The organism is Stenotrophomonas sp. Br8 (genome assembly GCF_014763005.1).
Lineage (GTDB): Bacteria > Pseudomonadota > Gammaproteobacteria > Xanthomonadales > Xanthomonadaceae > Stenotrophomonas > Stenotrophomonas lactitubi.
Map to the genome: position 1 here is coordinate 248,552 of NZ_JACGTN010000023.1, position 26,931 is coordinate 275,482.

Annotated in this window: 26 protein-coding genes; 8 read left to right on the top strand and 18 right to left on the bottom strand. The window is 66.3% G+C overall.

What is annotated here, in order from left to right; translation table 11 throughout:
* Window positions 1-60: 60 nt before the first annotated feature.
* The 7 genes from H3005_RS19480 to H3005_RS19510 form a co-directional block, all read right to left on the bottom strand.
* A complete protein-coding gene (locus H3005_RS19480; RefSeq protein WP_191078821.1) occupies window positions 61-1,329 on the bottom strand; it encodes an NAD(P)/FAD-dependent oxidoreductase in 1,269 nt (422 codons plus the stop codon).
* Window positions 1,330-1,713: 384 nt separating this feature from the next.
* Window positions 1,714-1,920 carry a cold-shock protein gene (locus tag H3005_RS19485; protein WP_019183439.1) on the bottom strand — a complete coding sequence of 69 codons (207 nt, stop codon included), beginning with the start codon at window positions 1,918-1,920 and terminating at the stop codon, window positions 1,714-1,716.
* Between the two features lie 88 nt (window positions 1,921-2,008).
* Entirely contained in the window at window positions 2,009-2,755 is a 747-nt protein-coding gene (locus H3005_RS19490) for an S-methyl-5'-thioinosine phosphorylase (RefSeq protein ID WP_099818943.1), read from the bottom strand.
* A gap of 81 nt (window positions 2,756-2,836) precedes the next feature.
* Complete coding sequence (locus H3005_RS19495; protein WP_025879180.1) at window positions 2,837-3,391, bottom strand: hypoxanthine-guanine phosphoribosyltransferase; 555 nt, start codon at window positions 3,389-3,391, stop codon at window positions 2,837-2,839.
* Entirely contained in the window at window positions 3,391-4,398 is a 1,008-nt protein-coding gene (gene nagZ / locus H3005_RS19500; RefSeq protein WP_191078822.1) for a beta-N-acetylhexosaminidase, read from the bottom strand. The genes H3005_RS19495 and nagZ overlap by 1 nt, the downstream gene beginning before the upstream one ends.
* A 162-nt stretch (window positions 4,399-4,560) precedes the next feature.
* On the bottom strand, window positions 4,561-5,268 hold the full coding sequence (locus tag H3005_RS19505) for a DsbA family oxidoreductase (RefSeq protein ID WP_191078823.1): 708 nt from the start codon (window positions 5,266-5,268) through the stop codon (window positions 4,561-4,563).
* Window positions 5,269-5,360: 92 nt separating this feature from the next.
* Window positions 5,361-5,846, bottom strand: coding sequence for a CYTH domain-containing protein (locus H3005_RS19510; RefSeq protein WP_191078824.1), 486 nt, complete (start codon window positions 5,844-5,846; stop codon window positions 5,361-5,363).
* Between the two features lie 94 nt (window positions 5,847-5,940).
* Between H3005_RS19510 and H3005_RS19515 the strand changes: the two genes are divergently transcribed.
* Window positions 5,941-6,561 carry a hypothetical protein gene (locus H3005_RS19515; protein WP_191078825.1) on the top strand — a complete coding sequence of 207 codons (621 nt, stop codon included), beginning with the start codon at window positions 5,941-5,943 and terminating at the stop codon, window positions 6,559-6,561.
* A gap of 49 nt (window positions 6,562-6,610) precedes the next feature.
* Here H3005_RS19515 and rlmD read toward each other — a convergent pair whose 3' ends face one another.
* Window positions 6,611-7,945, bottom strand: coding sequence for a 23S rRNA (uracil(1939)-C(5))-methyltransferase RlmD (gene rlmD, locus H3005_RS19520; protein ID WP_099818938.1), 1,335 nt, complete (start codon window positions 7,943-7,945; stop codon window positions 6,611-6,613).
* A gap of 128 nt (window positions 7,946-8,073) precedes the next feature.
* Between rlmD and H3005_RS19525 the strand changes: the two genes are divergently transcribed.
* On the top strand, window positions 8,074-8,796 hold the full coding sequence (locus tag H3005_RS19525; protein ID WP_089238050.1) for a response regulator: 723 nt from the start codon (window positions 8,074-8,076) through the stop codon (window positions 8,794-8,796).
* A 552-nt stretch (window positions 8,797-9,348) separates the two neighbouring features.
* On the opposite strand, the gene recO is transcribed toward H3005_RS19525, so the two are convergent.
* The 9 genes from recO to rpoE all read right to left on the bottom strand — a co-directional run bounded on the left by recO (window position 9,349) and on the right by rpoE (window position 18,003).
* Window positions 9,349-10,068 (bottom strand): DNA repair protein RecO, encoded by a 720-nt coding sequence (recO, locus tag H3005_RS19530; protein ID WP_191078826.1) that lies wholly within the window; start codon window positions 10,066-10,068, stop codon window positions 9,349-9,351.
* An 18-nt stretch (window positions 10,069-10,086) separates the two neighbouring features.
* Complete coding sequence (gene era, locus H3005_RS19535) at window positions 10,087-10,983, bottom strand: GTPase Era (RefSeq protein ID WP_025877117.1); 897 nt, start codon at window positions 10,981-10,983, stop codon at window positions 10,087-10,089.
* Window positions 10,980-11,660, bottom strand: coding sequence for a ribonuclease III (gene rnc, locus H3005_RS19540; protein ID WP_032977092.1), 681 nt, complete (start codon window positions 11,658-11,660; stop codon window positions 10,980-10,982). The genes era and rnc overlap by 4 nt, the downstream gene beginning before the upstream one ends.
* Window positions 11,650-12,033, bottom strand: a complete 384-nt coding sequence (locus H3005_RS19545; RefSeq protein ID WP_100553201.1) for a DUF4845 domain-containing protein — start codon at window positions 12,031-12,033, stop codon at window positions 11,650-11,652. Before H3005_RS19545 ends, rnc begins: the two co-directional genes overlap by 11 nt.
* Window positions 12,034-12,067: 34 nt before the next feature.
* Complete coding sequence (gene lepB, locus H3005_RS19550) at window positions 12,068-12,862, bottom strand: signal peptidase I (protein ID WP_059064781.1); 795 nt, start codon at window positions 12,860-12,862, stop codon at window positions 12,068-12,070.
* 54 nt (window positions 12,863-12,916) lie between these two features.
* On the bottom strand, window positions 12,917-14,710 hold the full coding sequence (gene lepA, locus H3005_RS19555; protein ID WP_165781022.1) for a translation elongation factor 4: 1,794 nt from the start codon (window positions 14,708-14,710) through the stop codon (window positions 12,917-12,919).
* A 185-nt stretch (window positions 14,711-14,895) separates the two neighbouring features.
* A complete protein-coding gene (locus H3005_RS19560; protein WP_191078827.1) occupies window positions 14,896-16,434 on the bottom strand; it encodes a DegQ family serine endoprotease in 1,539 nt (512 codons plus the stop codon).
* A gap of 76 nt (window positions 16,435-16,510) precedes the next feature.
* Entirely contained in the window at window positions 16,511-17,386 is an 876-nt protein-coding gene (locus H3005_RS19565; protein ID WP_191078828.1) for a sigma-E factor negative regulatory protein, read from the bottom strand.
* Window positions 17,383-18,003: an RNA polymerase sigma factor RpoE gene (gene rpoE / locus H3005_RS19570; RefSeq protein ID WP_025877103.1), complete on the bottom strand. Its 621-nt coding sequence runs from the start codon at window positions 18,001-18,003 to the stop codon at window positions 17,383-17,385. The genes H3005_RS19565 and rpoE overlap by 4 nt, the downstream gene beginning before the upstream one ends.
* A gap of 235 nt (window positions 18,004-18,238) precedes the next feature.
* Here rpoE and H3005_RS19575 point away from each other — a divergent pair, with 235 nt between their 5' ends.
* The 4 genes from H3005_RS19575 (at window position 18,239) to H3005_RS19590 (ending at window position 23,283) form a co-directional block, all read left to right on the top strand.
* Window positions 18,239-20,302 (top strand): 3-hydroxyacyl-CoA dehydrogenase NAD-binding domain-containing protein, encoded by a 2,064-nt coding sequence (locus tag H3005_RS19575; protein WP_191078829.1) that lies wholly within the window; start codon window positions 18,239-18,241, stop codon window positions 20,300-20,302.
* Between the two features lie 621 nt (window positions 20,303-20,923).
* A complete protein-coding gene (locus H3005_RS19580; RefSeq protein WP_191078835.1) occupies window positions 20,924-21,787 on the top strand; it encodes a pirin family protein in 864 nt (287 codons plus the stop codon).
* Between the two features lie 121 nt (window positions 21,788-21,908).
* Window positions 21,909-22,628, top strand: coding sequence for an aquaporin Z (gene aqpZ, locus H3005_RS19585; RefSeq protein ID WP_089236428.1), 720 nt, complete (start codon window positions 21,909-21,911; stop codon window positions 22,626-22,628).
* Between the two features lie 196 nt (window positions 22,629-22,824).
* A complete protein-coding gene (locus H3005_RS19590; RefSeq protein ID WP_180166231.1) occupies window positions 22,825-23,283 on the top strand; it encodes a hypothetical protein in 459 nt (152 codons plus the stop codon).
* A gap of 84 nt (window positions 23,284-23,367) precedes the next feature.
* Here H3005_RS19590 and H3005_RS19595 read toward each other — a convergent pair whose 3' ends face one another.
* On the bottom strand, window positions 23,368-24,219 hold the full coding sequence (locus tag H3005_RS19595) for a pirin family protein (RefSeq protein WP_100460019.1): 852 nt from the start codon (window positions 24,217-24,219) through the stop codon (window positions 23,368-23,370).
* A 269-nt stretch (window positions 24,220-24,488) separates the two neighbouring features.
* Here H3005_RS19595 and H3005_RS19600 point away from each other — a divergent pair, with 269 nt between their 5' ends.
* Window positions 24,489-26,570 carry a carbon starvation CstA family protein gene (locus tag H3005_RS19600; RefSeq protein WP_100460021.1) on the top strand — a complete coding sequence of 694 codons (2,082 nt, stop codon included), beginning with the start codon at window positions 24,489-24,491 and terminating at the stop codon, window positions 26,568-26,570.
* On the top strand, window positions 26,570-26,794 hold the full coding sequence (locus H3005_RS19605) for a CstA-like transporter-associated (seleno)protein (RefSeq protein WP_089236433.1): 225 nt from the start codon (window positions 26,570-26,572) through the stop codon (window positions 26,792-26,794). Before H3005_RS19600 ends, H3005_RS19605 begins: the two co-directional genes overlap by 1 nt.
* Window positions 26,795-26,931: the final 137 nt, after the last annotated feature.

Sequence of the window (26,931 nt, forward strand, 5' to 3'; positions counted from 1 at the left end):
GTGCTCATCTCTTGTCGCATATACGGGGTGAGGTAATCGTTAATCGACGTGACGAAAGATTCACGCGGTGGCCGGAATTGCCACGCTCTGTGCCGCCGAGGGCGCGGCGGCCAGCGCGTCGATGAATGCCGGATCGAGCGGCAACGCGCCCAGCCACCCGTGCTGGGTACCGCTGAGCACGCGCAGCATGTGCCCGCGCCCGCCAGGCAATCGTCCCATCGGCCCCAGCAGCACGTCACGGGCTTTCGCCCACGCATCACGATCGGACTGGAACAGCGGCGTCAGCCAGCGGCTCCAGCGCTGATAGACCGCTACATGCGCGCGCCGTTGCGCCTGATAGGCCTGCAATGCCGGTTCGCCTGCACCGTGGGTGCGCAACGCGTCGCGCAGTGCCAGCGCATCCAGCAGCGCCATGTTCACGCCCTGCCCCAGCTGCGGGCTCATCGCATGTGCTGCATCACCGACCAGTACCAGCCGGCCCTGATGCCAACGCTTCATCACGGCATCGCGGTACACCGCGCGCGCCAGTTGCCCAGCGTCCTGCAGATGGGTAAAGCGCGCGCCCGCCTGTGGCCACAGCGTATGCAGTTCTTCCAGCCAGGGCGCCATGCCGTCGCCCTGCCAGCGCTCGAAATCCGCGCGCGGCAGGCTCCAGAAGAAGCTCAGGCGAGGCGTATCGTCACCCGGACGGGTACCGACCGGCAGCAGGCCGATCATCTTGCGCGCGGCGACGTAGCGCTGCCGCAGCTGCTGCATGTGCGGCCAGTCTTCGGCCGGCAACAGGCACCACAGCGCGCCCCACGGGTACACCCGGTCCAGCGCCGCGCCACCGTCGATACCGTTGCGCAGCGTGGACGCAGCGCCGTCGGCGGCAACCACCAGATCGAACGGTCCGTGCGTGCGGCCGTCGCTGTCGCGCAGCCGCCCCTGTTGGTGGTCGACCTCGACGATGGTCGTACCGACGTGCAGCTCGCCGGCGCCTTCGCGCGCCTGGTCCAGCACCGAGAACAACGCGCCCCGCTGCATGCCCAGGCCATGCAGGCGTGCATCCAGGCCGTCATAGCCCATGTCCATCACCGCGCGCTCGCACGGAGTATCGCCATACAGCCGGCGCACCGGCATGGCGTAGCCACGCACCGCATCGAGCAGGCCCATCTGCCACAGCACCTGCAGTCCGCTGGGTTGCAGCAGGAACCCCGCGCCCACCGGCCCTGGCGTCGGCACGCGTTCGAAGATCTCCACCTCGTGGCCATCACGGATGAGCAGGATGGCCAATGCCTGGCCAGCGGTGCCGTATCCAATTACGGCGATGCGCAGTCGTTCCGTCATGCCCGCATTGTGCCATCGGCGCAGGGGCGGTACATCGACCGCCTCCTCTTCCGAGCAGATTTGCATCGGGCTCCACCACCACTGCCGGCTCTCCTGCGAATGTCCCCCGGCAGCCTCTGCGCGGCTGCCTCCTCCTTTACTTCGCAGGAGAGCCTGCAGTGGTGGCGGCGCTCGGCTTTCATGGCCTCTGCTGGCGCGCGCGATTCCGCAACGGGAGCGCCTGTCCTTGCGTGCGAAGTAAAGGAGGAGGCGATGGCCGCAGGCCGGCGCCGGGGGACATTCGCACGCAAGGACAGGCGCTCCCACAGCAAGGGCATCTTCACGTTCACGGCCCGCAAAAAAAAACCCCGCCGAAGCGGGGTTTTCAACGCACTATCGAGTGGATCACTCGGCCGGAACGATGTTCGAGGCCTGGGCGCCCTTCGGGCCCTGGGTCACGTCGTAGGTGACCTTCTGGCCTTCCTGCAGACTGCGGAAGCCCTTGGAGTTGATCGCGGAGAAGTGCGCGAAGACGTCGGCGCTGCCGTCCTCCGGCGAGATGAAGCCAAATCCCTTGGCGTCGTTGAACCACTTGACGGTACCGTTCGGCATGGTGATGCGTGACCTTATGCAATGAATGGGTGGTGTACGCTGAACCCGCGCACAAGCTGAGTATGCAAAGCTTGTTACGCGAAGACAATCACCCCCGCGCCAATTCGCCGACCAGTTCCGGAAGTCCGTTGCTGGCGGCCTGCACATTGGCCAGTACTTCGGCCATGGTGATTTCCTCGCCGTCACCGCACCCGGCGGCCCAGTTGGCAACGATCGCCAGGCAGGCATAATCCAGCCCCAGCTCGCGTGCCAGCGCCGCTTCGGGCATGCCGGTCATGCCCACCAGGTCGCAACCATCGCGGCGCATACGCGCGATTTCAGCGATGGTTTCCAGTCGCGGGCCCTGCGTTGCGCCGTAGCAACCGCCATCGTGGACCTTCACGCCGGTCACCTTCGCCGCCGCCAGGATCTTGCTGCGCAGCATCGGCGTGTACGGATGGCCGAAGTCGACGTGCACCACGTCGGTGCCTTCTTCTTCGCAGATCGTGCTGATCCGGCCCCAGGTGTAATCGATTACCTGATCCGGACAGGCCAGCACGCGCGGACCGAAATCGTCACCGATGCCGCCCACGGTATTCAGTGCCAACACCCGTTGCGCGCCGATCTGCTGCAGCGCGGCCAGGTTGGCGCGGTAGTTGATCTTGTGCGGCGGCAGCGAATGACCTTCACCGTGGCGCGCCAGGAAAGCCACGCGATGACCAAGCAATGTCCCGACCCGCACCGGGCCGGACGGCTGTCCGAAACGGGTCGAGACTTCGTGGGTCTGCACGTCGTCAAGCTTGGCCAGGTTGTAGACACCGGTGCCGCCAATCACGGCCAGGGCGATCTGTTGCATGAAAAGCACTCCAGAGAAAAAAGAACGCCGGCACCCGAGGATGCCGGCGGCAGGAAACGCAGGCCGCAGGCGGCCGCGTTGTTATTCCTTCATCGCGTAGATGGCCGGCACGCAGCGCAGGGTTTCGTTGACGTCCATGCCGAAACCGAACACGTAGCGATCCGGCAGTTCGATGCCGGCGTAGTCGGCGGTGACGTCCGGCAGCGCGCGATCGTGCTTCTTCACGGTCATCGCGGCAATGCGCACGTCGGTCGCGCCCTGCTCCAGGCACCAGGTGCGCACGCCCTGCAGGGTGTAACCCTCGTCGAGGATGTCATCGACCAGCAGCACGCGGCGACCGAACAGCGCGGTGGCCGGCTTGTGCTTCCACACCAGGTCGCCACCGGTGGTCTCGCCGCGGTAACGGGTGGCGTGCAGGTAATCGAACTGCACGTCCTGGCCACGCGCGCCCAGTTCCAGTGCCAGCTGGCCTGCGAACGGCAGCGCACCATGCATGATCGACAGGAACAGCGGCACCTCGCCCTGGTAATCGCGCGCGATGGCGTCGGCGATGCCGGCAATGGCCTTGTCGATGGTGGGACGGTCGACCAGCAGGTCAGCTTGGGCCAGGGCCTGGGAAATGGTGAGGTTCGGCATCAGACGGTTCTTCCAAGGGTTTGAAGCAGACGGGATTGGGTGTCGCCATGGCGGGCATCGGCCAGCAGGCCATCCCAGCCAAGCGCGCCGCGGCCGAGCAGGCCCAGCAGCGCAGCGGTATTGAGGGAGCGTCCCTGCACCGCGTGCAGGGCTTCATCGACCAGTTCCGGGTGGCAGACCAGCACCACATCGCAGCCGGCATCCAGGTGCGCGTGCACGCGCGCCGGCACGCCACCGGCGCTGTGCGAGGCAGCCATGCCGATGTCATCGGAGAACACCACGCCGCGGAAGCCGAGCTCGCCACGCAGGATCTGCTGGATCCAGCGCGGCGAGTAGCCAGCCGGCTCCGGCGCGACCTGCGGATAGATCACGTGCGCCATCATCACTGCGTCGGCGCCGGCGGCGATACCGGCCGCGAACGGCACCAGATCCTGTGTGCGCAGTTCATCCAGCGCACGCGGATCGATCGCGGTATCCACATGGGTGTCTTCCAGCACGGTGCCATGGCCGGGGAAATGCTTGAGGGTGGCGGCCATGCCGACCGCGTGCATGCCACGCACATAGGCGGCGGTGAACGCGGCCACGACCTGCGGGTCTTCACTGAAGGCACGGTTGCCGATGGCGCGATTGCCACGGCCAAGGTCGACCACCGGCGCGAAGCTCAGGTCCACGCCGCTGGCACGCACTTCACTGGCCATCAGCCAGGCGTGCTGCTCGGCAAGTGCCAGCGCAGCGTCGGGGTCCCTGGCGTACTGGACACCAATGTCCTGCAGCGGCGGCAGCTCGCTGAAGCCCTCGCGGAAGCGCTGCACGCGCCCCCCTTCCTGGTCCACGCAGATCAACTGCGGGCGCGGTGCGGCAGCGCGGATCGCCGCCGACAGTTCGGTCACCTGCTGCCGCGAAGCGAAGTTGCGCTTGAACAGCACCACCCCGGCCACAGCATCGTGCTGCAGCCAGTCACGTTCCTGGGCGGTCAGTTCAGTGCCGGCAACGCCGATCAGCAGCATGGTCGATCTCCACAACGGGCGCCCGCATGGCGCAGTGCCGCATTGTCGCAGAACCGGCCAACAGGCGCAGTGGTCAAAAAAGGGGACGGAGGGGATTAACGCGCAATCGACCCACTGGTGCCGAATACGACTTAATCCCCTCCGTCCCCTGTTGCGGTCCGGTCAGACCTTGCAACCGTCCGCGCCGCAGGCGTCGTCGCTGCCATCCGGGGCACCCTGCGCGCCCTGCCCTGCCGCCTTCTCGGCGGCAATCTGGCGCAGCGCGTTGGCGAAGGCTTCCGGCGGCTGGGCGCCGGATACGGCCCAGCGGCCGTCGATGACGAAGGTGGGCACCGAGGAGATACCCAGGGCATGGGCCTGCGCCAGGCCCGCTTCCACTTCGGCTAGGCCACGATCGCCGGCCAGCATCTGCTGGATCTCGTCTGCAGCCAGACCGCCAGCAGCGCCGGCCTCGACCAGCACCGCCGGGTCGGCCAGATTCCGCCCATGCTCGAAGTGGGCGCGGAACAGCGCCTCGCCGACCGCCTCCTGCACGCCGTGCTGGCCAGCCAGCCACAACAGGCGATGCGCCGGCAGCGTGGTTACCCGCACCTGGCCCTGGCCGAAGTCCATCGGCAAGCCCTCGGCCCGCGCAGTGGTCTGGGTCTGGCCAAGAATCTGCTCGGTGCGCTCGGCACCGCCGAACTTGCGCTCATAGGCCTCGCGCAGCGGCACCGGGGTGGCGTCCGCATCCGGATCGAGCTGGAACGGCTGCCAGTGGATCTCAAGTTCGGGCGCGTCGGCGCCCAGCAACTGCACACCCTGCTGGAAGCGATGCTTGCCGATCCAGCACCAGGGGCAGACCACGTCGGAGTAGATGTCGATTCTCATCCCTGCGACATGTGGCCTGCTCGCCTCGAAAAAAGGGGACGGAGGGAATTAAGTCGCATTCTGCACAGCTGGGATCAAGACGCCTCTCTACTTCACCACTGTGAATAGGGATTATTGGCCAACGCCACGTTGTAGTAGCGCGCGTCGTCGGTCACCTCAGCGCCGATCCAGTCCGGCAGGTCGATCGCCTGATCAGCGCTGTCGAGCTCGACTTCGGCAACCACCAGGCCGGCGTTGTCGCCAAGGAACTCATCCACTTCCCAGGTCAGGCCGGCGTACTCGACCAGATGCCGGCGCTTGTCGATCAGGCCGCCGACGCACAGCGCCAGCAGGTCGCGCGCATCCTCCACCGGGATCGGGTAGTCGAACTCCTGCCGGGTATGGCCCAGCGTTCGCGACTTCAGGTTCAGTGCGGCCTTCTCGCCTTCAATGCGGACCCGCACCGAGGCGTTCTGGGTGCCGCGGTCGAGCGCGCCCAGATCGTTGATGTAGCCCTGCGCCATCGGAATGACCCGGTGCGCGGCGGTGCGCCACCCATCATGGGTGACGAGGAATTTGCGTTCGATTTCAATGCCCATGGGCACAGTATGCGGCTCACGCCAGACGCTGCCTATCGGCGCGGCGACAGGCACGACTACACTGCGCGGCCCTCAAACCAAGGAATGGTCGCGCATGACACTTTCCCGTCGTCTTCGTCGCTGTCTTGCCCTGTCGGCACTGCTGCCGTGTGTGGCCGCCAATGCCGCATCAACGGCGATGCCATCGCTGCAACAGGCACAGGCCGCGATGGACCGGATGTTCGATCAGGCCATTGCCGATCGCCCCGCCAACGACAGCAGCCGCCTGGTCGCCGAGACCTTCCGGCCGCGCCTGCAGGCGCTGGACAGCTGCGCAGCCGCCGAGGCCGGCGACGCCGTCGACTGCATCGCCACCGCCAGTGCAGGCATCAATTCGCGACCGCAGCTGCTGCGGCTGGCCCTGGTGGGCGGCGTGTGGACCCTGCCTGACCAGCGCGATGTCCCGGTTCCGGCGCCGCCGAAGGATCGGGTGCAGGCCCTGCTGCGGGAACGGATCGCCGCACAGGCGCAGCAGCAGGCCGACCCCGCCCTGCGCGCACGCTACGAGCAGGCGGCCGGCGCCCTGCAGGTGCAGGACGTGAGGAGCTGCGACGTCGCCAGCGACAGGGCCGTCATCGAATGCACGGTGCGCGCGGGCGACGGCAACGAGCACGGCGAGCAGTCCATGGCCTTCGTGCGCGTGGACGGCCAGTGGCAGAACGCCCCGGCCGACTGAGCGCGTTGCTTCCGCAGCAGGCGCCGGGCAGACCCCGGCGCTGCATTCATCAACGCTTTTCGAACACCGCGATGCTTTCCACGTGCGCGGTATGCGGGAACATGTCCATCGCACCGGCGCTGACCAGGGTGAAGCCCTGTTCGTTGACCAGGTAGCCGGCATCGCGGGCCAGCGAGCCCGGATGGCAGCTGACATAGACGATGCGCTTGAACTGCTTCAACGGCAGCTGCTGCAGCACTTCGATGGCACCGGAACGCGGCGGATCCAGCAGCAGCTTGTCGAAGCCCTGGCGCATCCACGGCGTGCTGCGCTGGTCCTGGGTCAGGTCGGCGCTGTAGAACTGCGCGTTGGCCAGTCCGTTGCGCTCGGCGTTCTCGCGCGCACGCGCCACCAGCCCGGCATCGCCCTCCACGCCAACCACTTCACGCACCTTGCGCGCCAGCGGCAGGGTGAAGTTGCCCAGGCCGCAGAACAGGTCCAGCACGCGCTCGTCGGCACCCGGCTCAAGCAGGTCCAGCGCGTGCGCGATCATCTTCTCGTTGAGCTTGGCATTGACCTGGATGAAATCCAGCGGACGGAACGCCAGTTCGACATCCCACGGCGCCAGCCGGAACGACAGCGCCACGCCCTGCCCGTCCAGCGGCTGCACGGTGTCCACGCCACCCGACTGCAGGTAGATGACAAAGCCCTGCTGCTGGCCAAAGGCCGCCCAGGCAGCGCGATCAGCGTCACTCAGCGGCTGCAGGTGGCGCACGGTCAGCACCACGGCCTGGTCACCGGCGATGAACTCGATCTGCGGGATGTCGCGCTTGCCGTCCAGGGATTCGATGAAAGTCGACAGCACCTCCACCTTGGTGCCGATTTCCGGAATCACGGTCAGGCACTGCTGCAGGTCCGCGACGAAGCGCGGGTCCTGCTCGCGGAAGCCGACCAGGGTCTTGTCCTTCTTCTCGACCCGGCGCACCGAGAACCGGCCCTTGCGGCGGTAGCCCCAGCTGTCGCCGACCAGCGGCGGCAGCACGGTGCCCGGCTTCACATGGCCGATGCGCTCCAGGTTGTCCATCAGCACGCGCTGCTTGGCGACGATCTGCTGGTCTTCATCCAGGTGCTGCAGCACGCAGCCGGCGCAGGTGCCGAAATGCGGGCACTTGGGGGTGACCCGCTGCGGCGAGGCCTGCAGCACCTGCACCGTGCGCGCCTCATCGAAGTGGCGGCTGCGGGCGGTCTGTTCGGCCATCACCACTTCGCCCGGCAGGGCGCCGCTGATGAAGGTGACCTTGCCGCCCTCGCCTTCACGGCGGGCAACACCGCGACCATCATGGCTGAGGTCGAGGATCTCGGTCTGGAAGGGAGTACGGTCGATGCGGGAGCGGGATCGGGCCACGTGGCAACAGGCTGCGGGCAAAAGTGGGGCCGTATTGTCGCAGATCCTGACCGGCGGGGCCGCTGGCCGCTTGCGCCCGCCGCCGCCGTGCTTGATGATTGACCCCAGCTGACATGGAGGCAGCCCTGATGCAGATGACCCCGCGGGCCAGTCGACCCCGCTTCCTGCTTGTCGAGGACGACATCATCAGCCGTGGTTTTTTCAAAGCGGCGTTGGAAACGTTACCAGCGGATGTGGACACCGCCGACTCACTGGCCAGCGCCCTGGCGCGCGCCGAGCCTGGTGCCCACGATCTGTGGCTGATCGACGTCAACCTGCCCGATGGCAATGGTGCCCAGCTGTTGCACCAGCTGCGCCGCTCGCACCCGGACACCCCGGCGCTGGCGCACACCGCCGACGGCGATGCCGCCATTCACGCACGCCTGCGCGAGGCTGGCTTCAGCGACACCCTGGTCAAGCCACTGGGCCGCGACCAGCTGCTGAAGGCCGTCCGTCGTGCGCTGGTCAACAGCCCCGCCGGTTCCACGGTGCCGCCAGCGGCGGTCGAGCTGGCGCTGGAGGACTGGGATGAAACCGCCGCTCTGGCCGCGCTCAATGGCCAGCGCAACCACCTGATCGCCCTGCGCGAACTGTTCCTGGCCGAACTGCCGGGCGTGCGCGACGCGGTCGAACAGGCCGTGGACCAGCACGACGAGCGCCAGCTGCGCAGCCAGCTGCACCGGTTGCAGGCCAGCTGCGGGTTCGTGGGTGCAGCGCGACTGGCACGCGCGGTGCGGCAGCTGCACCACACGCCCGAATCGGGGCAGGCACAGGCGGTGTTCCGCGCCGCCGTAGCGGCTCTGCTGCACTGAGGGGTTCGGCCGGGCGGCGCCCGGCACCCGTGGTAGTGCCGGCCGCTGGCCGGCAACCTCAACAGCAACAGCCAAAGCGGCTTCCTGCGGGATGGCGGGACACTGTGGGTTTGCGGGGCCGCCGTGAACCCATCCATGGGGGCTTGGTCGCCGCATCCATGCGGCTCACACCCCGCAAGCCCACAGTGCCCCGCCTTCGACAGTTTCCCGGTGGCCGGTAGATCCACGCCATGCGTGGATGAATCTCCATCGAAATCGAATATTTCGAGAATTGAACGAAGAGCATCCACGCATGGCGTGGATCTACCGTGTCGACCAAGGTCGACACCTACCAGAGCCGAAAGCTGTTCCGACAGCTCGCGGACAATTGTCGAAGGCGGGGTGGGTCCGGTGGCAGGGGCGTGAGCCGCATGGATGCGGCGACCGAGCCTACAGGGACGTATTTACGGCGTCCCCTGCCACCGGACCCACCCCGCCTACCCACGGATAGCCAGCTCTTGCCGTTGACGTTGATTCGGCAGGTGCAGGGCTGCAAGCCCTGCCGAACACCCCTCACCGCCTGGGCGCGAGCTGCTCCAGCATCTCCCACGATTTCAGGCCGCGTGCGCCAAGGTGATGAGCCAGCACCCGCCGCATCGGCAGGCGCAGGCTGGCCAGATCGGCGGCGTCCGGCTCGTCGTCAGCTGCCAGGGCCAGCAGTGCTGAACCCGTAGCCGCCGCGCGACGCTCGCCGCCACGCTCACTGAGCAGGCGCTGCGGCCCTTCCTGCGGGTCCAGCTCATAGCGCGCCGCCGGGTCGATCGGCTGGCCATCGCTGGCGGTCTCCAGATCGAAGCCCACGCCCAGCGCCGCCAGCAGCTCGCGTTCGAAACGACGCAGGGTCCAGGCCAGGCCGGCACCCACGGCCAGGCGCGCACGCGCTTCGCCGTAGGCCAGGTACAACTCCGGCAGCGGATCCTGGCGCGGCGACAGGCGCAGGGTCAGTTCACTCAAATAGAACCCGGCCAGCATGGCCTGGCCGAGCAGGCGCGGCGCCACATCCAGCGCTTCAGCACCGCGCAGCTGGGCCAGTTCGCCACGCTGCAGCGCGCTGAAGCGGATCCACTGCAGGGGCTGCAGGGCCGCTCGCAGCACCTGGCCCTTGGCAGTGGAAACGCCGCGCGCGAGCAGGCCGATCCGGCCGTGCTCGGCGCTCAATACCTCGACCAGCAAGCTGGTCTCGCGATAGGCCCGCGCATGCAGCACGAAGCCGGTGTCGTCCTCGATCAGCATCGAAGCGACCGTCGCGGCTTATTCGTAGCCGAAGGCCTTCAGCGCGGCCTCGTCATCGGACCAGCCCTCACGCACGCGCACCCAGGTTTCCAGGAACACCTTGGCCCCGAACAGACGCTCCATCTGCAGGCGGGACTTGGCCCCGATCTCCTTCAGGCGGGTGCCGCCCTTGCCGATCACGATCGCCTTCTGGCCTTCGCGCTCGACCCAGATCACCGCACCGATGCGCAGCAGGTTGCCGTCCTCGGTGAAGCGCTCGATCTCCACCGTGGTGGCGTACGGCAGCTCTTCGCCCAACTGGCGCATCAGCTGTTCACGCACCAGTTCGCCAGCCAGGAAGCGCTGGCTGCGGTCGGTGATTTCGTCTTCGCCGAACATCGGCGGGGCTTCCGGCAACAGCGCCAGCACATCACGGACCAGGGCTTCCAGGCCGTTGCGCTTCTGCGCCGAAATCGGATGCACCGACGAGAAGTCACGGCCGGCAGTCACTTCCTGCAGGAACGGCAGCAGTGCGCCCTTGTCCTTCATGCGGTCGATCTTGTTGACCACCAGCACCACCGGGATACCGGCGTCGCGCAGCACGTTGAAGGCCAGGCTGTCCTCTTCGTCCCAGCGACCGGCTTCGATCACCAGCAGCCCGGCGTCGACGCCTTCCAGCGAACCGCGGGCGGCGCGGTTCATGACCCGGTTCATCGCCCGCTTCTGCACCTTGTGCAGACCAGGTGTATCGACCAGCACCAGCTGCCCTTCCGGGTAGGTGGCGATGCCCAGCAGGCGGTGACGGGTGGTCTGCGGCCGGTTGGACACGATGCTGACCTTGGCCCCGACCAACGCATTGGTCAGGGTCGATTTGCCCACGTTCGGGCGGCCGATGACGGCCACGCTGCCGCAATGATGGGGAGTTTGTTCGCTCACTTGGAATCCAGTTGTTCAAGGACGGCCGCAGCCGCTTGTTGTTCGGCGATCCGCCGCGAGGAGCCTTCGCCCTCGGTGCTGGCGGCGGGGTCGGCTACGTTGCAGCGTACCCGGAAGTGTTTGGCGTGGTCGTCACCGGATTCTGACACCAGTTCGTACTGGGGCAACGCCTTCTGTCGGCCCTGCAGCCATTCCTGCAGGCGGGTCTTGGGATCCTTCTCCGGTCGCCCGGTGGCCGGCAGCGCCTCCATCGAGGCGGCAAACCAGGGCAGGACCATCGCCCGGCAGGCTTCAAAGCCCACGTCCAGGTAGATCGCCGCGACCACGGCCTCGAATGCATCGGCCAGGGTCGAGTCGCGGCGATGGCCGCCGGACTTCATTTCGCCAGGCCCCATCGTCAGCCGGTCGCCCAGCTGCAGGGTGCGCGCGATCACCGCCAGCGCACCTTCGCGCACCAGCTCGGCGCGGGCGCGGGTCATCGCGCCTTCGTCTGCCTTGGGCCAGCGCAGGTACAACGCCTCGGCGACCATCATGTTGACGATGCTGTCGCCGAGGAACTCCAGCCGCTCGTTATGCGGCGCGCCGGCACTGCGATGGGTCAGCGCCTGCTTGAGCAGGTCTGGATCGCGGAAGGCATGACCGATCAGGTCTTCACGTTGGAAAGATTTATTCGGCACCGCTACGGGTCAGGTCCTGGGAAGAATCGAATTTGCCAACCACGTCCAGGTTGCCGACCAGCGGGCGGCGCACTTCGTAGTTGACCTTGAGGGTCCAGCCATTGTCGCGACGGTCGAACTTGACGTTGGCCGGCTTCACATTGTCCGAGTAGTTGATGTACAGCCGCTTGAAGAACAGGTCCTGGATGTTGGCCGGCGCCATGCTGCCGATACCGGGTTCCTTGGCCAGGCTCTTCATCGCCGAGCGCACCGCGTAATACTCCTGGTACATCGGGAACAGCTTCATGCCGACGTAGAGGAAGAAGCCAACCACGATCAGGACTACCAGGAACGAAGTCAGGGTCATGCCGCGCTGCGTGTTCATCGTCTTCATTGCGTTCTCCCCAGATACGCGAGTGGATGTGAAGTCAGTTGATGCTCGAGCCGATCCGCGACGGTTCGAAGCCGTCCTTGCAGAACCAGCCCTGGCAGTTCAGCCAGATCAGGAATGCCTTGCCACGCAGGTTCTCTTCCGGCAGCAGGCCCCAGAAACGGCCGTCGTCGCTGTTGTCACGATTGTCGCCCATCACCAGGTACTTGCCAGCCGGCACGGTCCACTGGCCCTGGCCACGCGGATAGTCGGTCTCCAGCACGGTGTGGGTGCGGCCCGGCAGGTGCTCGACCAGCAGGTTGGCGCCCTCGCCCTGGCCCTTGTGGCCGGCGTAGATGCCCTTGTTGTCGTACTTCAGCGGTTCGCCGTTGAGGATCACGCCGTCGCCTTCGAACACGATGGTGTCGCCCGGCACGCCGATCACGCGCTTGATGAAGTTCTCGCCCTTGGCCGGGTCGTTGTCGCCATGGCCGGGGAAGTGGAACACCACCACGTCACCGCGGGCCGGATCGCCCACCGGCACGAAGCGGGTATTGGTGATCGGCAGACGCAGGCCATAGGAGAACTTGTTGACCAGGATGAAATCGCCGATCAGCAGGTTCGGCATCATCGAGCTGGACGGGATCTTGTACGGCTCGGCGATGAAGCTGCGCACGATCAGCACGATCGCCAGCACCGGGAAGAACGCACGCGAGTAGTCCACCAGCACCGGCTCGGTGTCGAGCAGGCCGGCGCGCTGGGCGCGACGCTTGGCCAGGTACAGCTTGTCGGCCAGCAGGATCAGGCCGGAGGCCAGGGTCAGCACGACCAGGAGGATCTCAAACAGTTTCATTCAGGGTCCTTTGCAACGTCACCGGACGATCGGCCCGAAGGCCGGTTTCGGGGCTTATTTGTTGTCCATCTGCAGCACGGCCAGGAAGGCTTCCTGCGGAATTTCCACGCGGCCGACCTGCTTCATGCGCTTCTTGCCTTCCTTCTGCTTTTCCAGAAGCTTCTTCTTGCGCGAAACGTCGCCACCATAGCACTTGGCCAGAACGTTCTTGCGCATGGCCTTGACCGTGGTGCGCGAGATGATCTGCGAGCCGACGGCGGCCTGGATGGCGACGTCGAACTGCTGGCGCGGGATCAGGTCCTTCATCTTCTCGCACAGCTCGCGACCACGACGATCGGCATGGCTGCGGTGCACGATCAGCGAAAGCGCATCGACCTTGTCACCATTGATCAGCACGTCCACGCGCACGAACGGGCCGGCATCGAAACGCACGAAGTGGTAGTCCAGCGAGGCATAGCCACGGCTGACCGACTTCAGCTTGTCGAAGAAGTCCAGCACCACTTCGGCCATCGGCAGCTCGTAGCTGATCTGCACCTGGCTGCCCAGGTAGTTGATGCCGATCTGGCTGCCGCGCTTTTCTTCGCACAGCTTGATGATGTTGCCGATGTACTCCTCGGGGGTGAGCACGTTGGCGCGGATGATCGGCTCGCGGATCTCCTGCACATGGTTCAACGGCGGCAGCTTGGCCGGGTTGTCCATGTTGATGATCGTGCCGTCGGTCTTCAGGACTTCATACACCACCGTCGGCGCGGTGCTGATCAGGTCCAGGTTGTATTCGCGTTCCAGGCGTTCCTGCACGATTTCCATGTGCAGCATGCCGAGGAAGCCGCAGCGGAAACCGAAGCCCATCGCTTCGGAGCTTTCCGGCTCGAAGCGCAGCGCGGCATCATTCAGGCGCAGCTTGTCCAGCGCTTCGCGCAGGTCAGGGTAATCCTCGGCATCGACCGGGAACAGGCCGGCGAACACGCGCGGCTGCATTTCCTGGAAGCCCGGCAGCGGCTTCGGCGCCGGATCGGCAGCGAGGGTGAGGGTGTCACCGACGGGTGCGCCATGCACGTCCTTGATGCTGGCAGTGACCCAGCCCACTTCGCCCGCACGCAGTGCCGGCAGCACCTTGCGCTTCGGGGTGAACACACCGACGTTGTCGACCTGGTGGTTGCGGCCGGTGGACATCACCTGCAGCTTGTCGCCGGCCTTGATCTCGCCCTGCATCACGCGCACCAGCGAGACCACGCCCAGGTAGTTGTCGAACCACGAGTCGATGATCAGCGCCTGCAGCTTGTCGGTATCACGCGGCACCGGCGCCGGAATGCGATGCACGATCGCTTCCAGCACGTCGACCACGTTCAGGCCGGTCTTGGCACTGACCGGGACTGCGTCGCTGGCATCGATGCCGATCACGGCCTCGATCTCGGCCTTGGCACGCTCGATATCGGCGGTGGGCAGGTCGATCTTGTTGATCACCGGCACCACTTCCAGCCCCTGCTCCACCGCGGTGTAGCAGTTGGCCACCGACTGCGCCTCCACACCCTGTGCTGCATCGACCACCAGCAGCGCGCCCTCGCAGGCGGCCAGCGAGCGGCTGACTTCATAGGAGAAGTCGACGTGGCCGGGGGTGTCAATAAAGTTCAGATGGTAGGTCTGGCCGTCCTTCGCCACGTACGGCAGCGACACCGACTGCGCCTTGATCGTGATGCCACGCTCGCGCTCGATCGGGTTGGAGTCGAGCACCTGCGCTTCCATCTCGCGGGCCTGGAGGCCGCCACAGAGCTGGATGATGCGGTCGGCCAGCGTGGACTTGCCGTGGTCGACGTGGGCGATGATGGAGAAGTTGCGGATGTTCCGCATCGAATCAGAGGACATAGAGAGGTGGCGGCGGCGCGCGGCGTCGTCAGGGTAACGGTCGATTATCGCACGCCCGGAGGGTGGCCGCGTGGTTGGCCTGGCCGGACCGCCCCCGGAATGGCCGAAGCCCCGCCGGGGCGGGGCTTCGGGGATACCACAAGGGCCGCCATGAAGGCGGCCATCCGTTGTTACGGGCCGGCCTTGACCGCCACAAAGGCGCTGTTGCCGCTGCCGGTACGGACCAGCAGCATGACCACGTCGCCCTTCTTGTACCCGGACAGTGCACGGTTCAGGCTTTCCACGCTGCCGACCGGGGTGCTTGCCACCTGCAGGATCACCATGCCGCCGGACAGGCCGGCATCACGGGCGCCTTCGCCCTTCACTGCGGTGATGCGGACACCTTCGCCCGCCTCAAGACCCAGCTGCTTGCGCTGCGGCGCGGTCAGATCGGCAACCTCCAGCCCCAGCAGGGCATTGGCACCGGTCTGCGGAGCGGCCGTGTCATTGCCTGCGGACGGGCTGCGGGCATTGCCCTGCGCATCCTCGGCCAGGGCAGTCAGGGTCGCGCTCAGGTCACGCGGCTTGCCGTCGCGGATCACGCCCAGGGTGACGCGGCTGCCCGGCGCCATCGCACCGATCAGCGGCGGCAGGTCAGACCAGCTGTTGACCGGCGCACCATTCACCGTGCGGATGACGTCTCCGATCTTGACCCCGGCCTTGGCCGCAGCGCTGTCCGGCACGATCTGGTTGACCAGTGCACCACGGCTGTCGGGCAGGCCCATCGCCTGTGCCTTCAGGCCGTCGATTTCCTGGACCACCGCGCCGAGCTGGCCACGGGTGACCTTGCCGGTCTTCTTGATCTGCTCGACCGCGCTCATCGCCAGGTCGATCGGGATCGCGAAGCTGATGCCCATGTAGCCACCCGAGGCCGAGAAGATCTGCGAGTTGATGCCGACCACTTCACCGCGGGTGTTCAGCAGCGGACCGCCGGAATTGCCCTGGTTGATCGCCACGTCGGTCTGGATGAACGGCACATAGCGCTGATCCGGCCCACCGGTGTTGCGGCCGAGGGCGCTGACCACGCCGGCGGTGACCGCGTGGTCGAGGCCGAACGGCGAGCCGATCGCGACAACCCACTGACCGGGCTTCAGGCTGTTGGAATCACCCACGCGCACGGTCGGCAGGTTCTTGCCGTCGATCTTCAGCAGGGCCACGTCGTACTGCTGGTCGCTGCCGACCACCTTGGCGGTGAACTCGCGACGATCGCCGAGCTTGACCTTCACTTCACTGGCGTCGGCGACCACGTGGTAGTTGGTCAGCACGTAGCCGTCAGGCGAAATGATGAAGCCCGAGCCCATGCCGCGGCCCTTGATGCTGGGTCCACCGTCCTGGCCGCCGGGCCCCTGCCCCGGCATCGGGAAATCCGGGCCGAAGAAGCGGCGGAAGAACTCGGGCATCTCGTCATCACCCGGGCCCATGCCGCCCCGCGCCTGGCGGTTGCTGCGCACGATGGTGGTGTCGACGTTGACCACACCGGGGCCGACCTGTTCCACCAGATTGGTGAAATCAGGCAGACCGCTGACCAGCGGTTGCGCCGGTGCGCGGGGCGCCGCAGCAGCGGCTGCGGCCTGCGGCTGGGCGGCAGGCGCCGCCGGTTGGGCACAGGCCACCAGCGGCAGGGTCAGGGCGAACAGGCCAATGGCATGTGTGCGCAGTCGGGGAGTCATCGGACGGCAACCTCCGGGTCGGATGGAAAGGGAAAGAAGCGCCCCGCCGACGGCGGGGCGTGGGACGGCACCCGGCTCAGTCGCGCGGGCGCTGCGACGCCGGCAGGTCGTCCTGCAGGCGTGGCTCGAATGGATAGAACGCGGCGCCACCGGCATGGGCCGGGAAGCTGGCATTGAGAGCGCCACCGGCGGCGGGCGCCAGGCTGGAACGCGGCCACGGCCGTGCCTGCAGGCTGCCGACCTCGCCAAATGGCAGGTTGCGCGCGCTACTGGCGGGCACGGTCGGGGTCAGCGGCGCCTGGCTGGCGACCGCGCGCAGCGGTGCGTCATCGCGCTGGGCCACGCGTGCGGCCTGCTGGCTGCGGGTGGCGCTGGCGCGGCGCGCGTCCTGGCGACGGCTGGCCGCTGCCATGGCCACCGCCGGCACGCTGGCCACGGCCATCGCGGCAGTGTCCACCGACGCCTCGGTGACAGCCGCAGGCTGCCCGGATGCCGGCGGCAACTGCGCCTGGCTGGCGATCACCTGCGGTGCGGAGACATCGACGGGCGGCGCCTCCTGCAGCTTTTCGCGGCCTACGAACAGCGCCACGGCGGCAACCGAAGCCGCCAGCGCGCCACCACCCCAGGCACGCCAACCACTGCGGCGGGCCTGACGCTTCGGCTTAGCCTGCGGCGCAGGCTCGGCGGCGATGGCGGCAGCCACGGCGGCACTGAAACCGGCCGGTGCCAGCAGTGACGCCTGGCCACGCATGACGTCACCCAGCAGCTGCCAGCGTTCCTGGCAGCCAGCCAGTTCCGGATCATGTTCCATGCGGCGCACCAGGAAGCGCGCCTCGTCTGCCCCCAGCTCACCGTCGACCAGCGCCGACAACTGCTGGCGATGGCGTTCGTCCAGGCGTTGCCCGGCGGGAGACTGGTGGTTGTGCGATTCGTTGTTCGGAATGCGGGTCATATACGGCTCTTCTCGCGGGTGGCGCTGCCGATGTCCAACAGCGGCCGGAGTTCGGTGTCGATCGCCTCGCGCGCCCGGAAGATCCGTGAACGCACGGTGCCGATCGGGCACCCCATCTTCTGCGCGATTTCCTCGTAGCTCAGGCCTTCCACCTCGCGCAGGGTGATCGCTGACCGGAGTTCTTCCGGCAGCGCATTGACGGCCTTCATCACCGTCTGTTCCAGTTCCTGGCGCATCAACTCGCGCTCGGGCGTGTCGGTGTCGCGCAGGCGTGTTCCGCTGTCGAACTGCTCGGCGTCACCGATGTCGATGTCATCGGTCGGCGGGCGGCGATTGTGCGAAGCCAGATGATTTTTGGCGGTATTCACGGCGATCCGATGCAACCAGGTTGAGAACTGGGCGTCGCCACGGAAGCTTCCAATCGCACGGTAAGCACGGATGAAAGTGTCCTGGGCCACGTCCTGACATTCACTCCAGTCGGCGATGTAGCGACCGACCAGGGCCACGACCCGATGCTGGTACTTGCGCACCAGGACATCGAAGGCGGCACTCTCGCCGTGCTGCACGCGCCGGACCAGTTCCAGATCCAGCTCCTGTGGTGTATCAACATCGGCCATGAGGGGCCGCACTCCTGTCAGCCCAACCGACGTCGGGCAATGAGACTGCCAATCCCGGGAAAAGTTCAGTCGCCGATCACCTGGCGCCGCACCAGCTTTTAACCACCGTTCCGTTAACGTTCCGGTCCAAGGCCTGCGATCCGGGGCGCCACACCCCTGCTATTGGGATTTGACGCGGGGGAAACAACCTCTGGATCATAGCCCCCTTCTCCATACACAACCGGATGGAACGTCCATGCTCTCAAGCTTCGATGGTCTCCGCTTCAGCCACTGGCACCCCGAGATCCGCGACGATGGCGTGGTGGTCCTCTCCCTTGATCGTCAGGACAGCAGTGTCAACGCAATGTCGCAGGATGTCCTGCTGGAGCTGGGCGATCTGCTTGAGCGCATCGCCATGGACCCGCCCAAGGGCGTGGTGATCCAGTCGATCAAGAAGGCAGGCTTCATCGCCGGCGCCGACCTGAAGGAATTCCAGGAATTCGATCGCCGCGGCACCGTCAACGATGCCATCCGCCGTGGCCAGTCGACCTACCAGAAGCTGGCCGAACTGCCCTGCCCGACCGTGGCCGCCATCCATGGCCATTGCCTGGGCGGCGGCACCGAGCTGGCCCTGGCCTGCCGCTACCGCGTCGCGTCCAATGACAGCTCCACCCGCATCGGCCTGCCCGAAACCCAGCTGGGCATCTTCCCGGGCTGGGGTGGCAGCGCGCGCCTGCCGCAGCTGGTCGGCGCGCCCGCTGCGATGGACATGATGCTGACCGGACGCACGCTGTCGGCCTCGGCCGCACGCGGCATCGGCCTGGTCGACAAGGTGGTGGCACCGGCCGTAGTACTCGACACCGCCGTGGCGCTGGCCTTGTCCGGTACCACCCGCCCGTTCAAGCAGCGCGCGACGGCGTGGGCGACCAATACCTGGCTTGCACGCCAGCTGCTGGCGCCGCAGATGGTCAAGCAGGTTGCGCGCAAGGCGAAGAAGGACCAGTACCCGGCGCCGTATGCGTTGATCAGCACCTGGCAGCGCAGCGGCGGCAAGCCGGTGCAGGCACGCCTGGACGCCGAACGACGCGCGGTGGTGAAGCTGGCCAGCACGCCGACCGCGCGCAACCTGATCCGCATATTCTTCCTCACCGAACGCCTGAAGGGCCTGGGCGGTGGCGATTCCGGCATCCGCCACGTGCACGTGGTCGGTGCCGGCGTGATGGGCGGTGACATCGCTGCGTGGGCCGCCTACAAGGGCTTCGACGTGACCCTGCAGGACCGCGAGCAGCGCTTCATCGACCCTGCCATGGAACGCGCGCAGGCACTGTTTGCCAAGAAGGTGCGCGACGAGAGCAAGCGCCCGGCCGTAGCCGCGCGCCTGCGTGCGGACCTGGAAGGCAACGGCGTGGCGCAGGCCGATCTGGTGATCGAGGCGATCATCGAGAACCCGGAAGCCAAGCGTGCGCTGTACCAGACGCTGGAGCCGAAGATGAAGCTCGACGCGTTGCTGACCACCAACACTTCGTCGATTCCGCTGGTGGAACTGCGCGATCACATCCAGCGTCCGGCGCAGTTCGCCGGCCTGCATTACTTCAACCCGGTGGCACAGATGCCGCTGGTGGAGATCATCCATCACGACGGCATGGCCGCTGAGACCGAGCGTCGCCTGGCCGCCTTCTGCAAGGCGCTGGGCAAGTTCCCGGTGCCGGTGGCCGGCACCCCCGGCTTCCTGGTCAACCGCGTGCTGTTCCCGTACATGCTGGAAGCCGCTACCGCGTATGCCGAAGGCATTCCGGGACCGGTGATCGACAAGGCGGCGGTGAAGTTCGGCATGCCGATGGGCCCGATCGAACTGATCGACACCGTGGGCCTGGACGTGGCCGCTGGCGTGGGCAAGGAACTGGCACCGTTCCTGAGCCTGCAGATTCCGGCGGCGCTGCAGACGGTGGAACCGGACAAGCGCGGCAAGAAGGATGGCCAGGGCATCTACACCTGGGAAAACGGCCGGGCCAAGAAGCCGGACGTGGCGCGCGACTACCAGGCGCCTGCCGATCTGGAAGATCGCCTGATCCTGCCGCTGTTGAACGAGGCAGTGGCGTGCCTGCACGAAGGCGTGGTGGCCGACGCGGACCTGCTGGATGCGGGCGTGATCTTCGGTACCGGTTTCGCACCGTTCCGCGGCGGTCCGATCCAGCACATACGTGCAGTCGGTGCCGATGCACTGGTGGAACGCCTGAAGGCGTTGCAGCAGCGTCACGGCGACCGTTTCGCACCGCGCCCAGGCTGGGACAACCCGCTCCTGCGCGAACCGGTGGTGTGATCGGCCGGGCCTGCGGCCCGGCACCCGCAGAGGCAACAACAACAGCTACAGCAAAAGCCAGGGCCGAAGCGGCTCTGGCTTTTCTGTTTGTTGGGCGGGGCGGTGTGGGTTGGCAGGACACGCCGTAAACCCATCCATGGGGGCTCGATGGCGCCATCCATGGCCAACGGTCCTGCCAACCCACACCGCCCCACCCCTGACAGTTTCCCGGTGACGGTTCGTGAACTGCGATTGATGGTAGACGTCGACCTTGGTCGACACGCTTGATCCACGCCATGCGTGGATGCGAGCGAAGCGACCAGCGTTTGATTTTGATTTTCTTTTTTCTTCTCCGTGGCTGGACGGCACACGGAAACTGTCAGAGGTCGGGCGGGTGGGTTGCGCAGGGGCGTGAGCCGCATGGATGCGGCGCCCGAGCTTACAGGGACGTACTTGCAGCGCCCCCTGCGCAACCCACCCGCCCGGCCAAGCGCGGCTTCTGCTTTTGCCTTCAGCGACCAACCAACAGCCACGAGGGGCTGCGCCGTTGGCTGGAACAACCTGTTACCCGAACGGGGAATGTCACCGTCACGACAGCATGCGATCCTGACCGCCTTGATCCCTGCCAGCGAGAACGCCCGCATGACCACCATCATCGCCCCGCGCGTACACGACATCGGCGGCCTGGAAGTGCGCCGTGCAGTGCCCACCCTGCAGGCCCGCAGCATCGGTTCGTTCGTGTTCGTCGACCAGATGGGCCCGGCACTCATGCACCCCGGTACGGCCATCGACGTGCGCCCGCATCCGCATATCGGCCTGGCCACCGTCACCTATCTGTGGTCGGGCGCCATCGGCCACCGCGACACGCTGGGTTCAGACCAGGTGATCCGTCCCGGCGACGTCAACTGGATGACCGCCGGCCGTGGCATCGCCCATTCCGAGCGCACGCCACAACTGGACCGTGACCATGACAACCCGATCCACGGCACGCAGACCTGGGTAGCGTTGCCGAAGTCGCATGAGGAAATCGAACCGGCGTTCTACCACCATGCGGCTGCCACCCTGCCCGAGCAGCGTCGCAACGGTGCCTGGCTGCGGGTGATCGCCGGACGCGCCTACGGCGAGGAGTCGCCGGTAAAGGTGTTCGCCGATACGCTCAACGTGGCGATCGACCTCGACCCGGATGCAGAGATCGACATCGATGATGGTCACCGCGAGCGTGCGCTGTACATCCTCGAGGGCGAAGCGCAGCTGGATGGCGTGGACATTCCGGCCCAGCACCTGGTGATTCCCGAAGCCGGTGCGCGCGGCCGCCTGCGCGCGAAGACGCCGGTGAAGGCGATGCTGTTCGGTGGCGAGCCGCTGGATGGCCCGCGCCATCTGTGGTGGAACTTCGTTTCCAGTTCGAAGGAACGTATCGAGCAGGCCAAGCACGACTGGGAAGCCGGGCGTTTCGGCACCATTCCCGGCGACGACAAGGAATTCATTCCCCTGCCCGAGCATTGAGCATCGCGTGTTGCACACATCCGAGGGTGTATCCCTGCACCCGGCGTTGACGCTACAGTCACCCGCTGATCACTGAAATGTGACATAAATCACACTTTCGACCGTCAAAGGAGTGCAACACATGAGCATGGGTAAACGCTTGTCCGCCGAGTTCCTCGGCACGTTCTGGCTGGTTCTGGGTGGCTGTGGCAGTGCTGTGCTGGCCGCCAAGTTCGGTGGCGACGGCAATCCGCTGGGTATCGGTTTCCTCGGCGTGGCGCTGGCCTTCGGCCTGACCGTGGTGACCGGCGCCTACGCGTTCGGCCATATCTCCGGTGCGCACTTCAATCCGGCGGTCAGCGTGGGCCTGTGGGCCGGCGGCCGCTTCCCGACCAAGGATCTGCTGCCCTACATCATCGCCCAGGTGGCCGGCGGCCTGCTGGCCGGCTTCATCCTGCTGCAGATCGCCTCCGGTGCCAGCGGCTTCGCCATTGATGGCAGCCAGGCGGGTGCGTTCGCCAGCAACGGCTATGGTGCGCTGTCGCCCGGTGGCTACAGCGTGGCTGCCGCGTTCCTGTGCGAAGTGGTGCTCACGGCAGTGTTCCTGATCGTGATCATGGGCGCGACCCATGGCAAGGCGCCGGCAGGCTTCGCGCCGCTGGCCATCGGCCTGGCCCTGACCCTGATCCACCTGATCAGCATTCCGGTCACCAATACGTCGGTGAACCCGGCCCGCTCCACGGCGGTGGCCTTCTTCGCCGGCAGCGGCGCAACCGGCCAGCTGTGGCTGTTCTGGGTCGCCCCGCTGCTGGGCGGTGCGATCGGCGGCATCATCTACAAGTGGATCGGCAACGACCGCTGAGCCGTGACCGTGCCATTGCGGCCGACCTTCGGCCGCAATGGTTACGGATGTAACCGCGATTTGTGCGATCGCTCACGTTCCGTTAAGGTCTGGTCATCCGCCCGTGCTTTCGCCGGGCAGGACGGCATCCGGGGATGGGATGCCTCAGCCGCCGGTGACACCGGCGGTGCCAACGACACGCCACCTTGGGGGATGCATGAAGTTCGCGCCTGTTGTTTTGTCGAGCCTGCTGTTCGTTGCGGCGTCTGCCTGCGCGCAGGCCCCGGTCGAATGCCCTTCATTGCCCGCCAGCAGCGGCCTGCAATGGCAGCAGCAGGTACAGTCCGGTTTCCTGATCTGCCGTGCGGCCACCGGGGACGGTCGCGAAGTGCTGAGCCTGATGCTCAGCCAGCGCGATCCGGGCATTCCCCTGACCCGCTCGCTGCGCCAGGAAAAGGGCAGCTTTGCCGGTGAATCGATGTACTGGTACCAGCCGGATCTGGGCGGCCAGGAGCCACCGGGTTATGCCGAACGCCGCATCAGCGTGGTCAAGCTGGACAAGGGTCGCTACGCGCAGATCGCGCTGTATCCCGACAGCTCCCAGGAACTGGGCACACTGCAGCAGCTTGCGCAGGGCATGAACCTGACGCCGTCTGCCGTGGCCGACGGCCGCTGAGAGGGTGCGGGGATGACTGCTTGGCAGCGTCCCCGCAGGATCCGGCACACCGGGCATCCGCCGGGCATGGCCCGGCGCTGCCCCTCAGAACCTGCCTTCCTGGAAATCAACGAAGGCCTGCATCAGTTCTTCGCGGGTGTTCATCACGAACGGGCCGTGGCGCATCACCGGTTCGCGCAGCGGGCGACCCGCCACCAGGATCAACCGCGCACCTTCAGCACCTGCCGAAAGATGCAGCTGCTCGCCGCCGCCCAGCACTGCCAGTTCCTGCCGCGCCACGTCGCGCGCTGCATCCTGCTCGCCCACCGTCAGCCCGCCTTCGAACACGTAGACGAACGCGTTGTGGCCTTCCGGCAGCGCATAGGTCCAGGCGCGGTCGGCGGCCAGTTCGATATCCAGATACAGCGGATCGGTGGCGGGCTGCGCGATCGGGCCCGCCGTGCCCTCGACCGTGCCGGCGATCACCTTGACCTGCACGCCTTCGGCCGGCCGCACCACCGGAATCTTTTCGGGAGCGAATTCCTGGTACTTCGGCGCGGTCATCTTGTCGCGCGCCGGCAAATTCACCCACAGCTGGAAGCCGCGCATCTGCCCGCTTTCCTGCTCGGGCATCTCCGAATGCACCAGGCCACGGCCGGCGGTCATCCACTGCACGCTGCCCGGGGTCAGCAGGCCTTCGTTGCCGTGATTGTCGCGATGCCGCATGCGGCCATCGAGCATGTAGGTAACGGTCTCGAAACCACGATGCGGATGCTCCGGGAAACCGGCGATGTAGTCCTCGGCCCGATCAGTGCCGAATTCATCGAGCAGCAGGAACGGATCGAGGTCGGGCAGCGACGGACCGCCGATGACCCGGGTCAGGCGGACACCGGCACCGTCGGAGGTGGGCATGCCGCGGATGGTGCGCAGGACGCGGACCGGCTCGGGAAGGCTCATGGTGACTCCTGTTGGATGGATGCCAGTAAAAATGGACGCTGCAGCGCGCAACGCCAATGGATGCCGTCGCAACCGATTGTTCCATCCCTGGTGTTCGCCGCATGTCATGTCCGCACGCCGGCACCGCCTGCGTTGTGGGCAGCGAGGGAACATCGCCACCTGCCACACCCATGTACGACCAAAGTACTACCGCTGAATGGTCCCGTGCACATTGACCCTGCCAAGGGCACGCGGGACTCTTTGCCTGTCTTTCCGGGAGAGAGCACCTCATGAAAGGTTTTTCCAAAATAGGCTGGGCGGCCCTCGCCCTGCTCGGCGCGTTCTGCCTGGGTACGGTGGCGCTTCGACGCGGTGAACACATCAATGCGTTGTGGATCGTGGTGGCGGCGGTATCGCTGTACCTGGTCGCCTACCGCTTCTACAGCCTGTTCATCGCCGACAAGGTGATGCAGATCGATCCGACCCGGGCCACCCCGGCGGTGATCAACAACGATGGCCTTGACTACGTCCCGACCAACAAGCACGTGCTGTTCGGCCACCACTTCGCCGCCATTGCCGGTGCCGGTCCGCTGGTCGGCCCGGTGCTGGCCGCGCAGATGGGCTACCTGCCCGGCCTGCTGTGGCTGGTGGTCGGTGTGGTGCTGGCCGGGGCGGTGCAGGACTTCATGGTCCTGTTTCTGTCCAGCCGCCGCAACGGCCGCTCACTGGGTGACCTCGTACGCGAAGAAATGGGCCAGGTGCCCGGCACCATCGCGTTGTTCGGTGCCTTCCTGATCATGATCATCATCCTGGCCGTGCTGGCGATGGTGGTGGTCAAGGCGCTGGCGGAAAGCCCGTGGGGCATGTTCACGGTGATCGCCACGATGCCCATCGCGATCCTGATGGGCGTCTACATGCGCTACATCCGGCCAGGCAAGATCGGTGAGATCTCGGTGGTGGGCCTGGTGCTGCTGCTCGCCGCGATCTGGTTCGGCGGCAAGGTGGCAGCAGACCCGACCTGGGGCCCGGCCTTCACCTTCACCGGCACCCAGATCACCTGGATGCTGATCGGCTACGGTTTCGTCGCCTCGGTGCTGCCGGTGTGGCTGCTGCTGGCACCCCGCGACTACCTGTCGACCTTCCTGAAGATCGGCACGATCATCGCGCTGGCCATCGGCATCCTGGTGGTGATGCCGGAACTGAAGATGCCGGCACTGACCCAGTTCGCTGCCAGCGGCGACGGGCCGGTGTGGAAGGGCGGCATGTTCCCGTTCCTGTTCATCACCATCGCCTGCGGCGCGGTGTCGGGCTTCCATGCACTGATTTCTTCGGGTACCACACCGAAGCTGCTGGCCAATGAAGCGCACATGCGCTACATCGGCTACGGCGGCATGTTGATGGAATCGTTCGTGGCCGTGATGGCACTGGTGGCCGCTTCGATCATCGATCCGGGCATCTACTTCGCGATGAACAGCCCGGCAGCCGTGATCGGTGCCGATGCAGCGTCGGCCGCGCACTACATCACCAATACCTGGGGCTTCACCATTACTCCCGAACAGCTGACGGCCACGGCCGCAGCCATCGGTGAACCAACCATCCTGCACCGTGCCGGTGGTGCGCCCACCCTGGCGGTGGGCATCGCGCAGATCCTGCATGAGGCGATCCCCAGCAGCAGCGACGCGATGATGGCGTTCTGGTACCACTTCGCCATTCTGTTCGAGGCACTGTTCATCCTCACCGCTGTGGATGCGGGTACCCGTGCCGGTCGCTTCATGCTGCAGGACCTGCTCGGCAACTTCATTCCTGCACTGAAGAAGACCGAGTCGTGGACCGCCAACATCATCGGTACGGCCGGCTGCGTGGCGCTGTGGGGCTACCTGCTGTACACCGGCGTGGTCGATCCGTTCGGCGGCATCCAGACGTTGTGGCCGTTGTTCGGCATCTCCAACCAGATGCTGGCGGGCATCGCGCTGATGCTGGGCACGGTGGTGCTGTTCAAGATGAAGCGTGACCGTTACGCGTGGGTCACCGCGCTGCCTGCAGTGTGGCTGCTGATCTGCACCACCTACGCCGGCTTCATCAAGATCTTCGACAGCAATCCGGCGCAGGGCTTCCTGGCCCAGGCGCACAAGTTCCAGGACGCCCTGGCCAGCGGCACCATCACCGCACCGGCAAAGTCGGTCGCACAGATGCAGCAGATCGTGGTCAACGCCTATGTCAACACCGGCTTGACTGCGCTGTTCCTGCTGGTGGTGGCGTCGGTGCTGGTGTATTCGATCAAGACGATCGTGGCGGCGCGCCGCAATCCGCAGCGCAGCGACCGCGAGACCCCGTACGTGGCCCTCAAGCCGCATGAAATGGTGGACCTGTAATGAGTACGCAACTGGTTCCGGTGGGGCAGTACCAGGCGCATCGCCGTCTATGGCGACGCCTGGTGCAGACGGCGCGGCTGTGCTGCGGCATTCCCGACTACGACAACTATGTGCGGCATGTGCGGGAGAAGCATCCGGACCGCGAGCCGATGGACTACAAGACGTTCTTCCGCGAGCGGCAGGAAGCGCGGTATGGCGGGCGCAACGGCGGTCGCTGCTGTTGAAGTGTGAAGTGGGTGCCGGGCTTGCAGCCCGGCGCCCGCAGAAGCGACGGCAACTGCAACTGCAACTGCAACTGCAACGGCCGAAGCGTCGGCTCTGGGTTTCTGTTTGGTTGGTGGGGCGGTGTGGGCTTGCAGGA

Bases quoted from the DNA above. Each gene is read 5' to 3' on its own strand.
- H3005_RS19480 (WP_191078821.1), bottom strand. From the start codon at position 1,329: ATGACGGAACGACTGCGCATCGCCGTAATTGGATACGGCACCGCTGGC.
- H3005_RS19485 (WP_019183439.1), bottom strand. From the start codon at position 1,920: ATGCCGAACGGTACCGTCAAGTGGTTCAACGACGCCAAGGGATTTGGC.
- H3005_RS19490 (WP_099818943.1), bottom strand. From the start codon at position 2,755: ATGCAACAGATCGCCCTGGCCGTGATTGGCGGCACCGGTGTCTACAAC.
- H3005_RS19495 (WP_025879180.1), bottom strand. From the start codon at position 3,391: ATGCCGAACCTCACCATTTCCCAGGCCCTGGCCCAAGCTGACCTGCTG.
- nagZ (WP_191078822.1), bottom strand. From the start codon at position 4,398: ATGCTGCTGATCGGCGTTGCCGGCACTGAACTGACCGCCCAGGAACGT.
- H3005_RS19505 (WP_191078823.1), bottom strand. From the start codon at position 5,268: ATGAGAATCGACATCTACTCCGACGTGGTCTGCCCCTGGTGCTGGATC.
- H3005_RS19510 (WP_191078824.1), bottom strand. From the start codon at position 5,846: ATGGGCATTGAAATCGAACGCAAATTCCTCGTCACCCATGATGGGTGG.
- H3005_RS19515 (WP_191078825.1), top strand. From the start codon at position 5,941: ATGACACTTTCCCGTCGTCTTCGTCGCTGTCTTGCCCTGTCGGCACTG.
- H3005_RS19525 (WP_089238050.1), top strand. From the start codon at position 8,074: ATGCAGATGACCCCGCGGGCCAGTCGACCCCGCTTCCTGCTTGTCGAG.
- recO (WP_191078826.1), bottom strand. From the start codon at position 10,068: ATGCTGATCGAGGACGACACCGGCTTCGTGCTGCATGCGCGGGCCTAT.
- H3005_RS19545 (WP_100553201.1), bottom strand. From the start codon at position 12,033: ATGAAGACGATGAACACGCAGCGCGGCATGACCCTGACTTCGTTCCTG.
- lepB (WP_059064781.1), bottom strand. From the start codon at position 12,862: ATGAAACTGTTTGAGATCCTCCTGGTCGTGCTGACCCTGGCCTCCGGC.
- lepA (WP_165781022.1), bottom strand. From the start codon at position 14,710: ATGCGGAACATCCGCAACTTCTCCATCATCGCCCACGTCGACCACGGC.
- H3005_RS19560 (WP_191078827.1), bottom strand. From the start codon at position 16,434: ATGACTCCCCGACTGCGCACACATGCCATTGGCCTGTTCGCCCTGACC.
- H3005_RS19565 (WP_191078828.1), bottom strand. From the start codon at position 17,386: ATGACCCGCATTCCGAACAACGAATCGCACAACCACCAGTCTCCCGCC.
- rpoE (WP_025877103.1), bottom strand. From the start codon at position 18,003: ATGGCCGATGTTGATACACCACAGGAGCTGGATCTGGAACTGGTCCGG.
- H3005_RS19575 (WP_191078829.1), top strand. From the start codon at position 18,239: ATGCTCTCAAGCTTCGATGGTCTCCGCTTCAGCCACTGGCACCCCGAG.
- H3005_RS19580 (WP_191078835.1), top strand. From the start codon at position 20,924: ATGACCACCATCATCGCCCCGCGCGTACACGACATCGGCGGCCTGGAA.
- aqpZ (WP_089236428.1), top strand. From the start codon at position 21,909: ATGAGCATGGGTAAACGCTTGTCCGCCGAGTTCCTCGGCACGTTCTGG.
- H3005_RS19590 (WP_180166231.1), top strand. From the start codon at position 22,825: ATGAAGTTCGCGCCTGTTGTTTTGTCGAGCCTGCTGTTCGTTGCGGCG.
- H3005_RS19595 (WP_100460019.1), bottom strand. From the start codon at position 24,219: ATGAGCCTTCCCGAGCCGGTCCGCGTCCTGCGCACCATCCGCGGCATG.
- H3005_RS19600 (WP_100460021.1), top strand. From the start codon at position 24,489: ATGAAAGGTTTTTCCAAAATAGGCTGGGCGGCCCTCGCCCTGCTCGGC.
- H3005_RS19605 (WP_089236433.1), top strand. From the start codon at position 26,570: ATGAGTACGCAACTGGTTCCGGTGGGGCAGTACCAGGCGCATCGCCGT.